A 16,181-nucleotide genomic window follows, 5' to 3' on the forward strand; every position below is an offset into this window, starting at 1 on the left:
GTGGTTCTCGAGATACGGTCGAGAACCACGAATAAGTAGATCAAATTAATTTTTGATCAGACTTACTTTTCGTAGGTTCATGCCAAAAACTCAATAGCGTTTCGGCGACCATAGCGAGAGGGAAACACCCGGTCCCATTCCGAACCCGGAAGTTAAGCCTCTCAGCGTCGATGGTACTGCACGGGTGACCTTGTGGGAGAGTAGAACGTCGCCGGACTTCTTTTATAAAAAGGGGCGCTTATTTATAGGCGCCCCTTTTTTATTTCTCAACCAATTCTTTTCGGTTCTTTGAGAAAAATAGAAGTTAAACTTAACAAGTAAATATTGGAGATAGCAATGGAAGAGCGTCCACGTAATAGTGATCGACCAGCGCGCCCATCGAGCGGCCGTCCTTCATCGCGTCCGTCTTCATCTTCATCAGGGCGTCCGTCATCGGGCAGGCCCTCATCACGTCCAAGCTCTGAGCGTCCATCATCTGCTCGTCCACAATCTCGTGAAGAACGTCCTGCTCGCGGAGGTCGCTCAGACCGTGCCGGTGCAACCCGTCAAGTCTCCCAAGGTCGTGAAGTCAGTGATCCACGCGGGTTTCGCCCCGCCCCACAAGAGCGCGATCAATCACGTATACGTCCACGTATCTTTGAGCCAGATATTCCTGAAGATGTCACAGGTGAAGAGCTGGAAAAGAGTGTTCGCGCAGAGCTATTAAGTTTGTCTGCTGAAAATGCAAAGGTAGTTGCGCGCCATATGGTCTGCGTCAATCTCTATATGGATGTTGATCCTGAGCTCTCTCATAAGCATGCAGTTGCAGCAGCTCACCATGCAGGTCGTCTTGCAGTAGTACGAGAAACAGCAGGCTATGCCGCTTATCGCGCAGGCCATTATGAAATCGCACTGAAAGAACTGCGCGCATCAAATCGAATTTCGGGTGATGTGTCGATGTGGCCGGTGATGGCAGATTGCGAACGCGGTCTCGGTAACCCCCTAAAAGCCCTGAATTTGGCTGGTTCTGATGAGGTCAAGCGACTTGCAAAGCCTGAAGAGATTGAGATGCGCATCGTTGCATCGGGTGCTCGTCGCGACCTCGGTGAATTCGATGCAGCAGTTGTGACGTTGCAATGCAGAGAACTCAAGAATGAGAATGAAGAGTGGGCTCTTCGTCTTCGCTATGCCTATGCAGATGCCCTCGATGCTGCAGGGCGCAAGGATGAGGCGCGCGAGTGGTTTGGTAAGTGCGCAGACCTTGATCCCGATGAACTCACTGATGCTCTTGAGCGCTCACAGAGCTAAAGAGATATCCACACACTTCTCGTTTTAGTATCACTGTCCAGCTTTTCTACATCATGATCGTCCCTTCCTAAATAGAGGGGTTGATGCATGGCTGTTACAAAGAAAGTTGCAAAGGGCAAGCTTGAGTTAGAGGAAGAGATTGATTACTCACTCAATGATTTATTGCTTAGGGGCAGAGTTTCAGCCCCGGCAACAACGAAGGAGTTACCCAGCGGAGATAAAGTTGTTGAATTTCGTTTGATCGTCACACGAACTGAGCGAGAAGGAGTGGACACTCTCGATATCGCTGCCTGGAGCGCGAAGATGAGAAAGATTGCCTTGAGTCTTGAAGGCGATGAATGGGTGGAGATTTCAGGCTCAATTCATCGACGTTTCTGGCAGAGCCCTGGGGGAGTTGCAAGCAGGTGGCAGATTGAGGCTGCTGAGATTCTCCGCCTCTAGTCACACGGAGTCGATACTCTAGCCTCATGGCAAAGTCACCCGTCACCGAGATCTTCTCCACTTTGAAGACCTATGCGCAGAAACTCTCAGACGGTGAGCGCACTCCAGCCGAGATTGCATCAGCGCTCAATGATTGGGCACATGAGAGCGCGGACTCGGTGCGAGCAAAGATTCACGAAGAAGTTGAAGCAGCTGTTCTGAAGATGGGATTTGTAAAGCGCGAAGAGTTTGACGCCCTTGCAAAGCAAGTTGCAGCGCTGAAGAAGAATCCGGCGAAGAAATCGGCTAAGAAAGCACCGACAAAGAAGATTGCTAAGAAAGCACCGACAAAGAAGGCAGGCAAGTGATGAGTGAAGAGCAAGAAGTAGACCTTGTCCAAGAAGTTCGCAATGAGTTGGAGGAGATTGATGCAAGTGATCTCTCCGAGCACTCAGCACGCTTTGAAGCGCTCCATGAGAAGCTACAAGAATCACTCAAGTCAATCGATAATCTCTAGAAGATAGCTATGAAGACACGTCTGGATGCTGAACTCGTACGCCGTGAACTCGCGCGTTCGCGTGAGCATGCAGCAGATCTGATTGAGTCTCGTTCTGTTCTTGTCAGTGGAATCCCTGCAACAAAGCCAGCGACGCAGGTTGATGCAGAAACGTCGATCACCATTCAAGGAGATCGCGATGACTTCGTCTCTCGAGGAGGACATAAGTTAGCGGGAGCCCTCGATGCCTTCGTAGGCGTTGCAGTAGAGGCAAAGACATGTCTTGATGCAGGTGCATCTACTGGAGGATTTACCGATGTTTTATTGCGCCGCGGTGCATCACTGGTTGTTGCAGTCGATGTGGGTTATGGCCAATTGGCTTGGGAGCTTCGGCAAGATCCCCGCGTGAAGATTCTCGATCGCACCAATATTCGCCACCTGACAGGTGAACAAGTGGGTGAAGATATCGATCTTGTCGTTGCAGATCTCTCATTTATCTCACTCTCACTTGTTCTTCCAGCACTTGCTGCGGTCTCAAAGCCCGATGCTGATTTTGTCTTGATGGTCAAACCGCAATTTGAAGTGGGACGTGAGAAGTTAGGCGCTGGGGGAGTTGTTCGCGATCCAGCACTTCGTCGCGCAGCAGTTCTCGATGTTGCAGAGTCAGCTTATGACGTGGGTCTTGGCACGATGGGTATTGCTGCAAGCCCACTACCGGGGCCTGCAGGAAATGTTGAATACTTCTTATGGCTTCGACGTGGAGCACCTGCTATTAATGAAAGTGAACTCGATACTGCGATTGCGATGGGACCTGCATAATGACTATTCGTAGCGCAGCACTTGTTATCAGTCCATCACGAGCAGAAGCGATTGCGGCTGCAAAAGAGCTTGCACCACTTCTCTACTCAGCAGGTTTCTCCCTCTACACAATCTCAGATGTTTCGATCGAAGGCATCAAGAAGGTTGCGCCAGCTGATTTACCGGACATTGAAATCGCAGTTGTTCTAGGTGGCGATGGCACGATCTTGCGAGCTGCTGAGATTACGTTAAAGCGCAATGTCCCACTTCTTGGAATCAATATGGGCCATGTGGGATTTATGGCAGAGGTCAATCGCCCAACTATTGCGGCCATTGCTGAGAGCATCATTGCAAAGAGTTACGTCTCGGAAGATCGCATGATTCTGCGCTTTGCAGTTGAGCGCGCAGGAGAAGAGATTGGTACTGGTTGGGCGCTCAATGAAGTCACCGTTGAACGCGATGGCACAACGATGGTTGAGCTCTTCGTTGAAATTGATAACAGACCACTCTCTCACTGGGGCTGTGACGGCCTTATCTGTTCAACTCCCACAGGTTCTACCGCCTATGCATTCAGCGCAGGAGGCCCAGTTCTTTGGCCTGAAGTAGATGCTCTCGTTCTCCTTCCCATCTCAGCCCATGCACTCTTTTCCCGTCCTATGGTGGTCTCTCCTAAATCCGAAATCGTTGTCACGATTGAATCATCGGATGCTCTCTTATCAGCTGATGCTCTGCGAAAGATTCCACTGCATGCAGGTGATCGTGTATTTATCACTCGCGATGATCAGACAATCAAACTCTCGCATGTCTCAAAGACTCTCTTCACAGATAGATTGGTAGCAAAGTTCAAACTTCCCGTTGAAGGTTGGCGCGGTGAGTGAACGTTCTTATCTAGAAGAGATCTCCATACGAAATCTCGGAATCATTGAGCAATCAGAGCTTGAGTTGGGCCGTGGCCTTAATGTCTTGACCGGTGAAACCGGTGCTGGAAAGACGATGATTCTTACAGCATTAAGCCTTGTCCTTGGTGGCAAGAGCGATAGTTCACTTGTTAGACATGGCTCTGAACGTCTTGTTGCAACTGCACAATTTTCAGTGACTTCTGATTCCAAAGAACAATTGGATGAGATCGGTGCAGAAGTTGATGGTTCATCGCTCATCGTCACTCGCACAGTCAATAGCGATGGAAAGAGCAAAGCATCATGCGGGGGAGTCACAGTTCCTGCTGGAACACTCGCTGATGTCACAGAACCGCTGATTGAAATTCATGGTCAGTCTGCGAACTCACAAATTGTGAAACCTGCTCGCCAGCGAGAATTGCTCGATCGCTTTGGTGGTTCCTCCATTTCAACAACATTGAAGTCATATCAAGATATCTATGGTCAATACTTAGAACTCAAAGATCGCATCAAAGCGATGAAGGCATCTGCCAATAAGCGAGATGGCGAGATTGCAGAGTTGGAAGAGTTTCTCGCAGCTTGGGCAAAGCTCAAGGCTGTTCGCAATGAGGCATCGACCGTTGAAGATGACATAAAGCGACTTTCCAGCGTTGAAGATCTTCGTATTGCATCCAGTGGAGCACTCGGTGCACTTGATTCGGAGGAATCAGGTGCGCTCACACTTCTTCACTCGGCCCGTCGCTTCTTAGATGCTGCAAAGGGTAAGGATTCACGCCTTGAGGAGATTGCAGAGCGTGTGGCCGAATCTCTCTTTATTCTCGATGATGCATCCTCTGATTTAGCATCCTATGCAACAGGGTTAGAGGCAGATCCTGAAAAGCTCGATCATCTGCAAAGTCGCAAGGCTGAACTTGTTCTCTTCATTAAGCGATGGGGTGGTGCTGGCTCTGCCGATGATGAATTGGTATCACTTGCCGCAAAAGCTAAGAGTGGAAAAGAATCAATCGCCGATCTTAGAGGTGGCGATGAACGTATTGCAGAGCTTGAAAAAGAACTAGCTCAGGTGAAGATGTTATTGCTTGGTGCGGCGCAGAGTTTGAGCGCTGCGCGTTTCAGTGCTGCTACATCACTTTCCACATCTGTGACTACAGAGATTCAAGCACTTGCTATGCCACACACGAAGTTCTTCGTTGAAGTAACTTCGCCAGATTACGCATCTGCGCTTAAAGAGAGTGACTTCACCCAGCTAGGTTGTGATGAGATAGCGATGCAGATTCAAGGGCAGATGGATGGACCAAAGATTGGACTTGGTAAGGGTGCAAGCGGTGGCGAGATGTCGCGCATCATGTTGGGCCTTGAAGTAGTGATCGCAAAATCACATCCTGTTGGAACATATATCTTTGATGAAGTCGATGCTGGTGTGGGCGGCAAGGCTGCTATTGAAGTGGGCAAGCGTCTGCATGCTCTGGCACAAAACGCACAGGTCATTGTCGTGACCCACCTGCCTCAAGTTGCTGCGTGGGCGGATACGCATTTTGTTGTGAAGAAGAGCAGTGATGGTTCGGTTGTGCAGTCGGGAGTTGCCAAACTTGGACAATCTGAGCGCGTGGAAGAGATTGCTCGCATGCTTGCAGGGCTTGAGGAGTCATCGAGTGCGCGAGAACACGCGGCCGAGCTTCTAGCGATGCGAGGCTAAGGCCTAAGAAGCGATAGGATGGTCTTCCATGAGCCAAGCGCATGTGACCAAACATATTTTTGTAACTGGCGGAGTCGCCTCAAGTCTTGGAAAAGGCCTCACAGCATCATCCTTAGGTCGCCTCCTTGTGGCACGCGGTATCCGCGTCACGATGCAAAAGCTTGATCCCTATCTCAATGTAGATCCCGGCACCATGAATCCATTCCAGCATGGTGAAGTGTTTGTTACCGATGATGGCGCTGAGACTGATCTCGATATTGGTCACTACGAACGCTTCCTCGATCGCAATCTTTCAGGATCTGCCAACGTCACCACAGGTCAGGTCTATTCACGTGTTATTGCACGTGAGCGTCGCGGTGAGTACTTAGGTGAGACTGTTCAGGTCATTCCTCACATCACTAATGAGATTAAAGAGCGCATGCTTGCCAATGATTCAGCAGATGTGGATGTTGTCATCACTGAAATCGGTGGAACAGTCGGAGATATTGAATCCCAACCTTTCCTTGAAGCAGCTCGCCAACTTCGCCAAGAGGTAGGTCGCGATAATGTCTTCTACCTTCACATTTCTTTGGTTCCTTATATCGGTCCATCGGGGGAGCTCAAGACAAAGCCCACACAGCACTCCATTGCAGCCCTTCGCAGTATTGGTATTGCACCAGATGCTGTTGTTCTTCGCTGCGATCGCCCGATTCCTGAAGGAATCAAGAAGAAGGTTTCTTTGATGTGTGACGTTGACGTTGATGCAGTCGTTGCAGCAGTTGATGCTCCATCCATCTATGACATCCCCAAAGTACTTTTCACTGAAGGACTTGATTCCTACATCGTCCGTCGCCTTTCATTGGGTGGCCATGAAGTGCAGTGGGGCGAGTGGGATGACCTGCTTAAGAAGGTGCATTCACCTAAGCATCATGTGAAGATCGCACTCGTTGGTAAATACATTGATCTTCCAGATGCATATCTCTCAGTTTGTGAAGCGTTGCGCGCTGGTGGTTTTGCCAATGAAGCAAAGGTTCAGATTGTGTGGGTTCCGAGTGATGAGTGCGATACACCAGAAGGTGCCAAGAAAGCTTTAGGGGGTATCGATGCGATCTGCGTTCCCGGCGGTTTTGGTATTCGCGGCATTGAAGGAAAGCTCGGAGCGTTGAAATTTGCTCGCGAGAACAAGATTCCAACATTGGGTCTTTGTTTAGGGTTGCAGTGCATGGTCATTGAAGCAGCGCGTAATCTTGCAGGTATCAAGGATGCGAACTCTGCTGAATTCCTTCCTGACAGTGGAACACATGTGATCGCAACGATGGATGATCAGAAAGAGATTGTTGCAGGCGGGGGCGATATGGGTGGATCGATGCGCCTTGGTCTTTATAGGGCAACACTGACTCCAGGTTCGATTGTTGCTGGTGTTTATGGAGCCAATGAAATATCAGAACGTCACCGCCATCGCTATGAAGTCAATAATCAATACCGTGAACAGATAGCTGCAGCTGGCCTTGTCTTTTCTGGAATGTTCAAAGATCGCGATCTCGTTGAATTTGTCGAACTTCCTCGCGAAGTTCATCCATATTATGTGGGAACACAAGCTCACCCTGAGCTTCGTTCTCGCCCAACGCGTCCACATCCACTCTTTGTGGGACTTATTACGGCAGCTCTTGCGCGCAAGGGTGCACACTAAATTACAGTTGTGCAATGAAGTTCGAGGCGGCGCGTAGTTCATACCTTGATCAATTGCGGATTGAACGCGGCCTTTCTAGTAACTCCATATCTGCCTATGCGAGAGACCTCGGTAAGTTTGAAGAGTTTCTAGGTAATACTCGCAAGGACTTCGCAAAGCTCATTCCTCAAGATCTCACCGACTTTGAAGTCTCGCTGAAATCGCGTGGCTTGGCACTTTCCAGTAGCAATAGAACCCTGTCGGCGGTCAAAGGTTTCTATAAGTATGCAAGCCTTGAATTCGATGTAGTAAATCCAACGCTTGAGATCGTCAGCGCAAAGATTGCTCGCAAACTTCCTAAGGCGTTATCAGTTGATGAGGTAACGAGATTGATTGAATCTGCAAAACGAGAGGGAGATCCGATCTCGCTGCGCGATTTTGCCATTCTGGAACTTCTTTACTCATCCGGTGCTCGAGTGAGTGAGATTGTTGGTGTGAACGCCAGTGATATTTCGATATCAAAAACTCCAGATGGTGATGTCACTGTGTTAAAGCTTCGAGGCAAGGGATCGAAGGAGAGGCTCGTTCCACTGGGTAAATTTGCTGTTTCTGCCCTAGAGGATTACTTCACGCGTACTCGTCCCGCACTTGCTTCCAAGAATTCGAAGTCAGAAGGTGCGCTCTTTTTGAACTCTCGAGGCAAGCGACTCTCCAGGCAGAGCGCTTGGCAGATTGTTCTCGATGCAGCGGTTGCCACAGGACTAGAGGGCAGAGTTTCACCTCACGTATTTAGGCACTCCTATGCCACTCACCTTCTTGATGGGGGAGCAGATATACGCGTTGTGCAGGAGTTATTGGGCCACTCTTCAGTGACAACAACGCAGATTTATACTCTGATTACCATCGATAAGGTGCGCGAGAGCTATAGCACCGCGCACCCACGTGCGAAGTAGTTTTAGATACCGCGAAGACGACGAGCAAGGATGCTTTGATCACCCTTTGCTTCAAGGTCAGCAATAATCACAGCGATAGATTCGCGCACGATGCGACCGCGATCGACAGCAAGTCCTAAATCTCCACGAAGCATCAAACGCGCTTGATCGAGATCAAAGAGTTCATCCGAAGATAAGTAGACAGTGATTTTTTCTTCATGAAGTTCGCGACCTGAAGGAGATTTCTCAGCCGCAGTTACTCGGCGACGAGAGATGGTGCGAACACCCTTCTTTGTCTTTGGTGTTGCACTCTGTGTTACAGCAGAGACTGGTGCTGAAGTTTGAATTGGTTCTGCCACCTGGCGAACAGCGCTGAGGGCTGGTGTGTTAGCGCGGAAGAGTTCATCCGCTCCTGGCAGGCTAGCTCTACGTGTCATCGTGCGCCTCCTCGGGCAATTAGTTCGCGTGCTAGGCGACGGTAGGACTGTGCACCTCCAGATGAAGATGCATAAGCTGTAATTGGTTCTCCTGCAACAGTTGTTTCAGCAAAACGGATTGTTTTTGCAATGATGGTTTCAAAGACATCCTCAGGATACTTCTCCAAGATCGCAGTCAGCACTTCACGATTATGAAGTGTCTTGCGCTCATACATGGTGGCAAGAATGCCAACCAATTTAAGTTCTGGATTGAGGAAGCTTCGCACCTTATCGATATTGCCTTTTAGCTCGATAAAGCCGTGGAGAGCGAAGTACTCACATTGCAACGGAACGATTACTTCATCGGATGCAACCAGTGCGTTGATAGTCAATTGACCCATAGTTGGCTGGCAATCAATCAAGATCACATCGTATTCAGAGCGCAGGCGAACGAGCGCACGCTTGAGGTATTGCTGCCCACCAATTTCAGAGCCAAGAGTCGTCTCAGCAGTTCCAAGGTCGCGGTTAGCGGGAAGGAAATCAAGATTTGCAACGGATGATTTCAAAACTATCTCATCAATATTTGCAGTAGGTGTCATGAGTGCGTAGTAGACGGTGTTCTCAAGGGGGAGTGCGTGTGCATTCACACCAAGGCCAAGAGATAGGCCACCTTGCGGATCGAAGTCAACGAGTAGAACGCGACGTCCAAGTTCTGCGAGCGCAGCACCTAAATTAATAGTCGAAGTGGTCTTACCTACTCCACCCTTTTGGTTGAAGATAGAGATGACTTTTGCATCGCCATGCTCTGTAATAGGAGCTGGGATGGGAAAATTCTTGGGAGTCTTACCAAGGAGGTTGGCGGTAGTTGCCACATCATCGTCAAATGTCGATTTAGCGTTCAAGCGAGAAACCTCTTTTCAGTTGTCGCGACTCTACGCGTAAAGCGCGACGAACTGCAAGTAAGACAAGTAAGGTTCGCTCGTGGAAAGTGTCGTCGCGCCTGAGGAAATTACCTCCGAGCAAGCAGAGTCAATCGCTCCTGAGAGCGCCTTTAGCGTCCACCTTGATAACTTTGATGGCCCCTTTGACCTGCTCTTACAGCTCATCTCACGGCATAAAATGGATATCACTGAGGTCTCACTCAGTATGGTCACCGATGAGTTCATCTCCTTTATCCGCGCCCTTGAGGCAAGCGGTGAAGGTTGGCGCCTAGATCAAGCAACAGAGTTCCTCGTTATCGCAGCTACCTTGCTCGACCTCAAAGCCGCCCGTCTGCTACCCAGTGGAGAGATCGAGGATGAAGAGGATCTCGCTCTGCTTGAAGCCAGGGATATCCTCTTTGCCCGACTGCTCCAGTATCGAGCCTTTAAGGAGATCGCAGCCTCATTCCAGGATTCGATTGCCCTTGCCGATAAGTCCTTTGCACGCGTGGTTGCCCTGGATCCAGCTCTTGCCGCACTTTTGCCTGAAGTCTTAATTGGCGTTGGTCCTGCGCGCTTTGCCGCTATCGCAGAGCGCGTTCTCACGCCTAAAGCACTGCCTTTGGTTGCCCTCGAGCACCTGCATAGCGCCCTTGTGAGCGTGGCTGAGGAGTCCAAGCTGGTCGTTGAGGCCCTTCGTAAGGGTCGCACCCTGTCTTTCCGTAACCTGATTCAGGGGGCAGATTCAACTCTGGTTGTTGTGGCGCGATTCCTGGCTCTCCTGGATCTCTATCGCCAAGGCGCCTTGCGATTTGAGCAAGTCATGGCCCTGGGCGAGCTCCAAATCAGCTGGGTGGGCTCGGATGAGGGGGAGATTTCAGCAACCGATGAGTTTGATATCCCGCCTGTCCTAGAAGATGAAGAGCCAGTAGCTGCCATTGCTGCCGAAAATGAGACAGAAGAGGAAGAAAATGTCTAATCCAGAGGTCGAGACTCCAGCCCTAGAGGTTGTTGAAGATAGCCAGCTATCCCATGTATTTGACCCAGCAACTCTTGCTCGCTCCATTGAAGCAATTCTCATGGTTGTCGATGAGCCGGTCACCGAGCTCACGCTAGCTTCAGTCCTGCAGGTAACGGTCGATCAGGTTGTCGATGCCCTTGAGGCGCTCGTTCCTAGCTATGAAGACCGTGGATTTAGCCTGAAGGCGATCAATGGAGGATGGCGCTTTTATAGCCACCCAGATTGCAGCGCAGTGGTTGAGAAGTTTGTCCTTGATGGTCAGCAGAATCGCCTGACTCAGGCAGCCCTTGAGACCTTGGCAGTTATCGCCTATCGCCAGCCCGTATCTCGTGCTCGAGTCTCAGCTATTCGTGGGGTCAATGTTGAAGCTGTCATGAAGACCTTGATTACCCGAGGCCTCGTTGAGGAGTATGGCGTTGAGAATGAGACCGGTGCGATCCTCTATAAGACCACCAGCTACTTCCTGGAGCGCCTTGGCTTGAACTCCCTGACCGACCTTCCACCTCTTGCTCCACATCTTCCAGATATCGATGGCCTGGATGAGATCCTCGATTCGCTTACTGACTAAGTAACGCCCTACACTTCTCGCCTAAGCCCTCCGCACTAGTTGGGGGAGTTGACTGTCGAGAATGGATAGCCACATGGCCGAAATGCGCCTTAATAAAATCATCGCCGACGCTGGAATCACCTCACGCCGAGGGGCGGATGAGCTCATCATGGATGGTCGCGTCACCATTGATGGACATCAGGTTCGCGAGCTCGGAGCCAAATATGACCCTGAAAAGGTTAAAGTCGCGGTAGATGGCGAGACAATTGTGCGTTCTTTGTCTAAGACTTATTTAGTACTTCATAAGCCAAAAGGTGTTTTGTCAACGATGTTCGACCCAGAAGGTCGCCCTTCACTGGCTGACTTTATTGACCTGCGAACTGAGCGACTCTTCCATGTGGGGCGCCTTGATAAGGATTCTGAAGGACTCATTCTGCTCACCAATGATGGCGATCTCACCTTTAGAGCTACCCACCCTTCCTTTGGTCTAGAGAAGACCTACATCATCGAATTCGACGGAAAGCTGCCCACCGGGGTAGATAAGGTCCTTTTGAAGGGGATCGAACTTGAGGATGGAATGGGACGAGTTTTGAACTTCAAACACCTCTCACCGCAGTGGATTGAGGTCACCATCCATGAAGGCAGATATCACATCATCCGCCGACTCATGGAGGCCGTGGGGGTCGATGTTCTTCGCCTGATCCGAACCAACTTTGGGCCTATCTCTTTGGGGGAGACACCCGAGGGAAGATGGCGCGATCTCAATAGCTCTGAATTGATAAGCCTGCAAAAGGCTTTAGATATAAAAGTATAAATCGCTATTGAATAGATATGTAGTTTTATCTATAAATCTATACATTCAATATGAGATTGGTAATTAGAGGTTTATCGACATTATTGAGCATGAATTTGGTCAGAAATTACCGCTTTATCGATAATCTATGGAACGACTAGATCATCGGTTGAAGAACTGATTCATATTGGAGGTAGGGCAGAAGCAAGAAGCAGTCTTAGAGATATGTCGTCAAAACGCTAAATATATAGAACCGAGATTTGAAGCAGAAGGGTACGATTACACAATGTCAGTACGAGCCATACGCGGGGCTACCCAGGTTGAGGCCAATACAGCCGAGGCGATTACTGCTGCCACCCAGGAGCTCATCCTTGAGATCTTGAGCGTGAACTCCCTGACCCCAGATGATGTCATCTCAGTCCTTTTCACCTCTAGCCCAGATTTGAATGCGACCTTCCCGGCAGGGGCAGCTCGCTCCTTAGGCTTTGAAAATACCCCACTTATCTGCTCGGTTGAAATTGATGTTCCAGGAGCGTTGCCTCGCACAGTGCGCGTGATGGCTCACGTTGAAACAGATCTCTCCAAGAGCGAGATAGCCCATATCTATCTTCATGGAGCTAAGGCCCTTCGTCGAGATATCGCTCAGTAGGCCCATCTCATGACACTTTCCCACGTAAAAATTGTTGGATCAGGCTTAATCGGCACCTCGATCGGACTCGGTTTAGCCCTCAAAGGCGTAGGCGTCACCATGAGTGATTCAGATTCTCGCGCTGCAGGGCTGGCTCAAGATCTGATTAAGAGCCCAACTTCTGCCCCCATCGACCTGGTTATCTTTGCAACCCCGATAGGAGCCCTCAACTCTGTCCTTGATTCAGAATTCCTAGCCAATCCAAAGGCTGGATTTATAGATATTGGTTCTGTTAAGTCTAAAGTTAAGGTTGAGGTATCAACATCGAAGCTTGATTCGAAGCGTTTCCTACCAACCCATCCAATGGCAGGACGTGAAGTCGGGGGAGCTGAGTCCGCTCGAGCCGACCTATTCCAGGGCCGTCCATGGATTATCGATGCCCAAGGCGTTGACGCAGATGTGGTAGCAGCTGGGGTTGAACTCATTGAGCTCTTAGGAGCCCATCAGATAGATCTCGATTCAGCCTCTCACGACAAGGCGGTCGCTCTGGTTTCACATCTGCCGCAGCTGGTGGCATCTCTTCTAGCCAAGCAACTCGGTGGGGCAGAGGAGGGATGGCTGGATTTAGCGGGAGCCGGTCTTCGAGATACGACCCGTATTGCAGGATCTGACTCCAAGCTTTGGAGAGAAATCATCACCGCTAATAGCAAGGCTTTGAGCCCACTATTGAAATCTCTTCAGGGGGATCTCACTGCACTCATTGCTTCTCTAGAAGATGAAGAAGTGGTGAGCGATTTTATTGAAGCTGGGCAAAAGGGGCGCGCACGTATTCCCGGTAAGCACGGTGGCAAAGCACGTGAATACACCTACCTTCCTATCGTTATTGAAGATAAGCCAGGTCAATTAGCAGCTCTCTTTGATGAGTGTGCTGATGCATCTGTCAACGTTGAAGATCTCACGATTGAACATAGCCCTGGACAATTCACTGGACTAATCACCTTGGCGTTATCAAAGGCAGATGCTGTGACGCTTGCAGAACACCTAAGGAGCAATGGTTGGAGCGTTCATTCACCACGCTCGTAGGTAATCACAGCAGTGATTACGCAATAGAATTAACCAACTAAAGATGGGCTGTGAAAATGATTGTTGTCGCGCTAGATGGCCCCAGTGGCTCTGGCAAATCCAGCACATCTAAAGCAATAGCTATCCGCGCAGGATGGAATTATTTAGATACAGGTGCGCTCTATCGCGCAATCACTTTTCTTGCTTTATCGATAAAGAGTGAAAATCCGAAAGATATTATTGCGGCAGTCATTGACTCACCGATCACATTTGTTTCTGACCCGCGAGATCCCAAAGTATTCCTAGACGGCAAAGATATTTCAAAAGAGATTCGCTCTCATGAAGTAACTGAGAAGGTTTCAGTCATCAGCGCGCTTCCTGAGGTAAGAGCAGAACTCTTAACGCTGCAACGCTCGATCATCAAGAAGGCAGATCGCGGCATTGTTGTTGAAGGACGAGATATTGGAACAGTTGTCTGCGCTGATGCCGCGCTGAAGATCTATCTCACAGCTGATATTTCAGCACGTGCTAACCGCCGAGATGCAGAGCTTGCCGACCAATCACATGGCGCAGAGGCTGTGGCGCAATCACTTGCTGCCCGCGATGAGATTGATTCAACGCGCACCATTTCACCTCTTGCAATGGCACAGGATGCCGTCCACATCGATTCAACAGAACTTAACCTTGAAGAGACAGCAGATCGCATCTGGGAACTTCTCTCGCAACGTTCCCTACTCGGTCTTCCTATCGTTGCAATCTTGGGTCGACCAAACGTAGGTAAATCAACTTTGATTAATCGCTTTATTGGTCGTCGTGAAGCAATCGTTGAAGACACTCCAGGTGTTACGCGTGATCGTGTTCAGTATGAATGTGAATGGGGCGGACGACGCTTCATGATTATGGATACTGGCGGTTGGGAATCAAAGCCTGATGGAATTTCTGTGCAGGTGAGTGCAGGTGCTGAGCTTGCGATGGAGGAAGCAGATGTTCTCTGTTTCGTAGTTGATGCACAGGTAGGCGCTCTCGATGAAGATGACGTTTTGGTGCAAGAGCTTCGTAAGGCGAAGAAGCCAACAATTCTTGTGGCTAATAAAGTCGATGGTGATAACGATGAATCAGATGCTCATGCTCTTTGGAATATCGGATTGGGTCAGCCGCACTTTGTTTCTGCCCTGCACGGACGTGGCAGCGGTGATTTACTGGATGCAATCGTCAAAGTGATGCCTGAGGTCGGGGCTGCTCAGGTGCAAGACGGTTATCGTCGTATTGCACTCATTGGCCGTCCTAACGTTGGTAAATCAAGTTTGTTCAACGCACTCGCTGGTGAGAGCCGCTCCATCGTCGATGAAGTTGCGGGCACAACCCGCGATCCCATCGATGAACTCATTGAATTTGGTGGAAGTATCTGGCGATTCGTTGATACTGCGGGGCTTAAAAAGCGAGCCAATCAGGCAAGTGGCACTGACTACTACGCAACTCTTCGAACACAGACGGCACTTGAACGCTGCGAATGTGCAGTGGTTGTTTTGGATGCCTCCGTTCCTATCTCCGAGCAGGATTTGCGCATCATCACTATGGTGGAAGAAGCTGGTAAAGCCATGGTGATTGTGATGAATAAGTGGGATCTGGTGGATGAAGATCGCCGCACACAATTGGATAAAGAGGTTGAGCGACATCTAGATCAGGTGGAATGGGCGCAGATTGTTAATGTCGCTGCCAAGACTGGTTGGCACCGTGATCGTTTAGCGCCAGCGCTGCGAACATCGATAGATTCGTGGGAACGTCGTGTTCCGACCTCCAAACTCAACTCATTCTTGGGCGCACTCATTGGTGCGACTCCGCCACCTGTTCGTGGAGGCAAGCAGCCTCGCGTCTACTACGCAACACAAGCTGGAATTGCGCCACCGAAATTCGTCGTCTTCTCATCCGGCTGGATTGAAGCCTCATATCGTAGATTTATCGAACGTCGCCTGCGTGAAGAGTTCAAATTCCCTGGAACTCCTGTTCAAGTGGCCATCCGCGTGAAGGAACGAGATAAGGAGCAGTAAGTGCTAACGATTCCTAACGCACTGACCTTTCTCCGTTTTCTGGGCATCCCGCTCTTTATCTATCTGGCGTTAAGCAAGCAGGCCGATGGTTGGGCAATCCTTGTCTTAGCTATTGGGGGAGCCACCGATTACTTCGATGGCAAGTTAGCTCGCGCCCTCAACCAAGAATCAAAGTTTGGCGAGATCGCAGATCCGACCATTGATCGCCTCTATATCGCAGCCGTCCTCGTCGTCCTCTACATCAGAGATGCAATCCCACTCTGGTTGATTGCCATCCTGGTCGCACGTGATGTGGTCATGGCAGGGGTTGCCCTCGTTCTTCAACTCAAAGGATTTGCTCCTCTTAAAGTTACCTATCTTGGAAAAGCTGCCACCTTCAATCTTCTTTATGCATTCCCTTTCCTACTCCTTGCCTTAAGTGATACTTGGTATGGAACGGGTGCATTCATTTTCGGATGGGCCTTTGCCATCTGGGGAGTTACGCTCTATGTGGGCACGGCGGTTGGATATTTCCGAACCGCGGTAAAGACCATTACAGTTCGACCACACATTACCGAGGGCTAGTAGGAGCGC

At 49.9% G+C, this 16,181-nt stretch carries 18 protein-coding genes and 1 rRNA gene; 17 read left to right on the plus strand and 2 right to left on the minus strand.

Features of this window, described 5'->3' with window-relative positions; translation table 11 throughout:
* Positions 1 to 100: 100 nt before the first annotated feature.
* From rrf to A1sIIA65_RS03200, 10 genes are all read left to right on the plus strand, one after another.
* A 5S ribosomal RNA gene (gene rrf / locus A1sIIA65_RS03160) occupies positions 101 to 217 on the plus strand.
* 107 nt (positions 218 to 324) lie between these two features.
* Positions 325 to 1,287: a hypothetical protein gene (locus A1sIIA65_RS03165; protein WP_223298560.1), complete on the plus strand. Its 963-nt coding sequence runs from the start codon at positions 325 to 327 to the stop codon at positions 1,285 to 1,287.
* A gap of 87 nt (positions 1,288 to 1,374) precedes the next feature.
* The gene (locus A1sIIA65_RS03170; RefSeq protein ID WP_095676137.1) at positions 1,375 to 1,728 is read left to right on the plus strand and encodes a single-stranded DNA-binding protein; all 354 of its coding nucleotides are present in this window, start codon (positions 1,375 to 1,377) and stop codon (positions 1,726 to 1,728) included.
* A 26-nt stretch (positions 1,729 to 1,754) separates the two neighbouring features.
* Positions 1,755 to 2,075: a hypothetical protein gene (locus tag A1sIIA65_RS03175; protein WP_095676138.1), complete on the plus strand. Its 321-nt coding sequence runs from the start codon at positions 1,755 to 1,757 to the stop codon at positions 2,073 to 2,075.
* Positions 2,075 to 2,224: a hypothetical protein gene (locus A1sIIA65_RS07005; protein WP_190277143.1), complete on the plus strand. Its 150-nt coding sequence runs from the start codon at positions 2,075 to 2,077 to the stop codon at positions 2,222 to 2,224. Before A1sIIA65_RS03175 ends, A1sIIA65_RS07005 begins: the two co-directional genes overlap by 1 nt.
* 9 nt (positions 2,225 to 2,233) lie before the next feature.
* Positions 2,234 to 3,022 (plus strand): TlyA family RNA methyltransferase, encoded by a 789-nt coding sequence (locus tag A1sIIA65_RS03180; protein ID WP_095676139.1) that lies wholly within the window; start codon positions 2,234 to 2,236, stop codon positions 3,020 to 3,022.
* The gene (locus A1sIIA65_RS03185; protein WP_095676140.1) at positions 3,022 to 3,879 is read left to right on the plus strand and encodes an NAD kinase; all 858 of its coding nucleotides are present in this window, start codon (positions 3,022 to 3,024) and stop codon (positions 3,877 to 3,879) included. The genes A1sIIA65_RS03180 and A1sIIA65_RS03185 overlap by 1 nt, the downstream gene beginning before the upstream one ends.
* Complete coding sequence (gene recN / locus A1sIIA65_RS03190) at positions 3,872 to 5,593, plus strand: DNA repair protein RecN (RefSeq protein WP_095676141.1); 1,722 nt, start codon at positions 3,872 to 3,874, stop codon at positions 5,591 to 5,593. The genes A1sIIA65_RS03185 and recN overlap by 8 nt, the downstream gene beginning before the upstream one ends.
* 28 nt (positions 5,594 to 5,621) lie before the next feature.
* Positions 5,622 to 7,262, plus strand: a complete 1,641-nt coding sequence (locus tag A1sIIA65_RS03195) for a CTP synthase (RefSeq protein WP_095676142.1) — start codon at positions 5,622 to 5,624, stop codon at positions 7,260 to 7,262.
* A gap of 14 nt (positions 7,263 to 7,276) precedes the next feature.
* The gene (locus A1sIIA65_RS03200) at positions 7,277 to 8,194 is read left to right on the plus strand and encodes a site-specific tyrosine recombinase (RefSeq protein WP_095676143.1); all 918 of its coding nucleotides are present in this window, start codon (positions 7,277 to 7,279) and stop codon (positions 8,192 to 8,194) included.
* Between the two features lie 2 nt (positions 8,195 to 8,196).
* Here A1sIIA65_RS03200 and A1sIIA65_RS03205 read toward each other — a convergent pair whose 3' ends face one another.
* The gene (locus A1sIIA65_RS03205) at positions 8,197 to 8,610 is read right to left on the minus strand and encodes a hypothetical protein (protein WP_095676144.1); all 414 of its coding nucleotides are present in this window, start codon (positions 8,608 to 8,610) and stop codon (positions 8,197 to 8,199) included.
* The gene (locus tag A1sIIA65_RS03210) at positions 8,607 to 9,491 is read right to left on the minus strand and encodes a ParA family protein (protein ID WP_095676145.1); all 885 of its coding nucleotides are present in this window, start codon (positions 9,489 to 9,491) and stop codon (positions 8,607 to 8,609) included. Before A1sIIA65_RS03210 ends, A1sIIA65_RS03205 begins: the two co-directional genes overlap by 4 nt.
* A gap of 79 nt (positions 9,492 to 9,570) precedes the next feature.
* On the opposite strand from A1sIIA65_RS03210, the gene A1sIIA65_RS03215 reads away from it, so the two are divergent.
* The 7 genes from A1sIIA65_RS03215 to A1sIIA65_RS03245 all read left to right on the plus strand — a co-directional run bounded on the left by A1sIIA65_RS03215 (position 9,571) and on the right by A1sIIA65_RS03245 (position 16,172).
* Complete coding sequence (locus A1sIIA65_RS03215; RefSeq protein ID WP_223298561.1) at positions 9,571 to 10,488, plus strand: segregation and condensation protein A; 918 nt, start codon at positions 9,571 to 9,573, stop codon at positions 10,486 to 10,488.
* The gene (scpB, locus tag A1sIIA65_RS03220; RefSeq protein WP_095676146.1) at positions 10,481 to 11,098 is read left to right on the plus strand and encodes an SMC-Scp complex subunit ScpB; all 618 of its coding nucleotides are present in this window, start codon (positions 10,481 to 10,483) and stop codon (positions 11,096 to 11,098) included. The genes A1sIIA65_RS03215 and scpB overlap by 8 nt, the downstream gene beginning before the upstream one ends.
* Before the next feature lie 73 nt (positions 11,099 to 11,171).
* Positions 11,172 to 11,891: a pseudouridine synthase gene (locus A1sIIA65_RS03225; RefSeq protein WP_095676147.1), complete on the plus strand. Its 720-nt coding sequence runs from the start codon at positions 11,172 to 11,174 to the stop codon at positions 11,889 to 11,891.
* Between the two features lie 265 nt (positions 11,892 to 12,156).
* Positions 12,157 to 12,519: a chorismate mutase gene (gene aroH, locus A1sIIA65_RS03230; protein ID WP_095676148.1), complete on the plus strand. Its 363-nt coding sequence runs from the start codon at positions 12,157 to 12,159 to the stop codon at positions 12,517 to 12,519.
* 9 nt (positions 12,520 to 12,528) lie between these two features.
* Positions 12,529 to 13,581, plus strand: coding sequence for a prephenate dehydrogenase (locus A1sIIA65_RS03235; RefSeq protein WP_095676149.1), 1,053 nt, complete (start codon positions 12,529 to 12,531; stop codon positions 13,579 to 13,581).
* Between the two features lie 56 nt (positions 13,582 to 13,637).
* Complete coding sequence (der, locus tag A1sIIA65_RS03240) at positions 13,638 to 15,608, plus strand: ribosome biogenesis GTPase Der (RefSeq protein ID WP_095676150.1); 1,971 nt, start codon at positions 13,638 to 13,640, stop codon at positions 15,606 to 15,608.
* Positions 15,609 to 16,172 carry a CDP-alcohol phosphatidyltransferase family protein gene (locus A1sIIA65_RS03245; protein ID WP_095676151.1) on the plus strand — a complete coding sequence of 188 codons (564 nt, stop codon included), beginning with the start codon at positions 15,609 to 15,611 and terminating at the stop codon, positions 16,170 to 16,172.
* The last annotated feature ends 9 nt before the right edge of the window (positions 16,173 to 16,181 follow it).

This window comes from Candidatus Planktophila dulcis, from assembly GCF_002288225.1.
Lineage (GTDB): Bacteria > Actinomycetota > Actinomycetes > Nanopelagicales > Nanopelagicaceae > Planktophila > Planktophila dulcis.

What these genes read in the sequence shown, in the direction of transcription:
- A1sIIA65_RS03170 (WP_095676137.1), top strand. Translation starts at nt 1,375, where the DNA reads ATGGCTGTTACAAAGAAAGTTGCAAAGGGCAAGCTTGAGTTAGAGGAA.
- A1sIIA65_RS03175 (WP_095676138.1), top strand. Translation starts at nt 1,755, where the DNA reads ATGGCAAAGTCACCCGTCACCGAGATCTTCTCCACTTTGAAGACCTAT.
- A1sIIA65_RS07005 (WP_190277143.1), top strand. Translation starts at nt 2,075, where the DNA reads ATGAGTGAAGAGCAAGAAGTAGACCTTGTCCAAGAAGTTCGCAATGAG.
- A1sIIA65_RS03180 (WP_095676139.1), top strand. Translation starts at nt 2,234, where the DNA reads ATGAAGACACGTCTGGATGCTGAACTCGTACGCCGTGAACTCGCGCGT.
- A1sIIA65_RS03185 (WP_095676140.1), top strand. Translation starts at nt 3,022, where the DNA reads ATGACTATTCGTAGCGCAGCACTTGTTATCAGTCCATCACGAGCAGAA.
- A1sIIA65_RS03195 (WP_095676142.1), top strand. Translation starts at nt 5,622, where the DNA reads ATGAGCCAAGCGCATGTGACCAAACATATTTTTGTAACTGGCGGAGTC.
- A1sIIA65_RS03200 (WP_095676143.1), top strand. Translation starts at nt 7,277, where the DNA reads ATGAAGTTCGAGGCGGCGCGTAGTTCATACCTTGATCAATTGCGGATT.
- A1sIIA65_RS03205 (WP_095676144.1), bottom strand. Translation starts at nt 8,610, where the DNA reads ATGACACGTAGAGCTAGCCTGCCAGGAGCGGATGAACTCTTCCGCGCT.
- scpB (WP_095676146.1), top strand. Translation starts at nt 10,481, where the DNA reads ATGTCTAATCCAGAGGTCGAGACTCCAGCCCTAGAGGTTGTTGAAGAT.
- A1sIIA65_RS03225 (WP_095676147.1), top strand. Translation starts at nt 11,172, where the DNA reads ATGGCCGAAATGCGCCTTAATAAAATCATCGCCGACGCTGGAATCACC.
- aroH (WP_095676148.1), top strand. Translation starts at nt 12,157, where the DNA reads ATGTCAGTACGAGCCATACGCGGGGCTACCCAGGTTGAGGCCAATACA.
- A1sIIA65_RS03235 (WP_095676149.1), top strand. Translation starts at nt 12,529, where the DNA reads ATGACACTTTCCCACGTAAAAATTGTTGGATCAGGCTTAATCGGCACC.
- der (WP_095676150.1), top strand. Translation starts at nt 13,638, where the DNA reads ATGATTGTTGTCGCGCTAGATGGCCCCAGTGGCTCTGGCAAATCCAGC.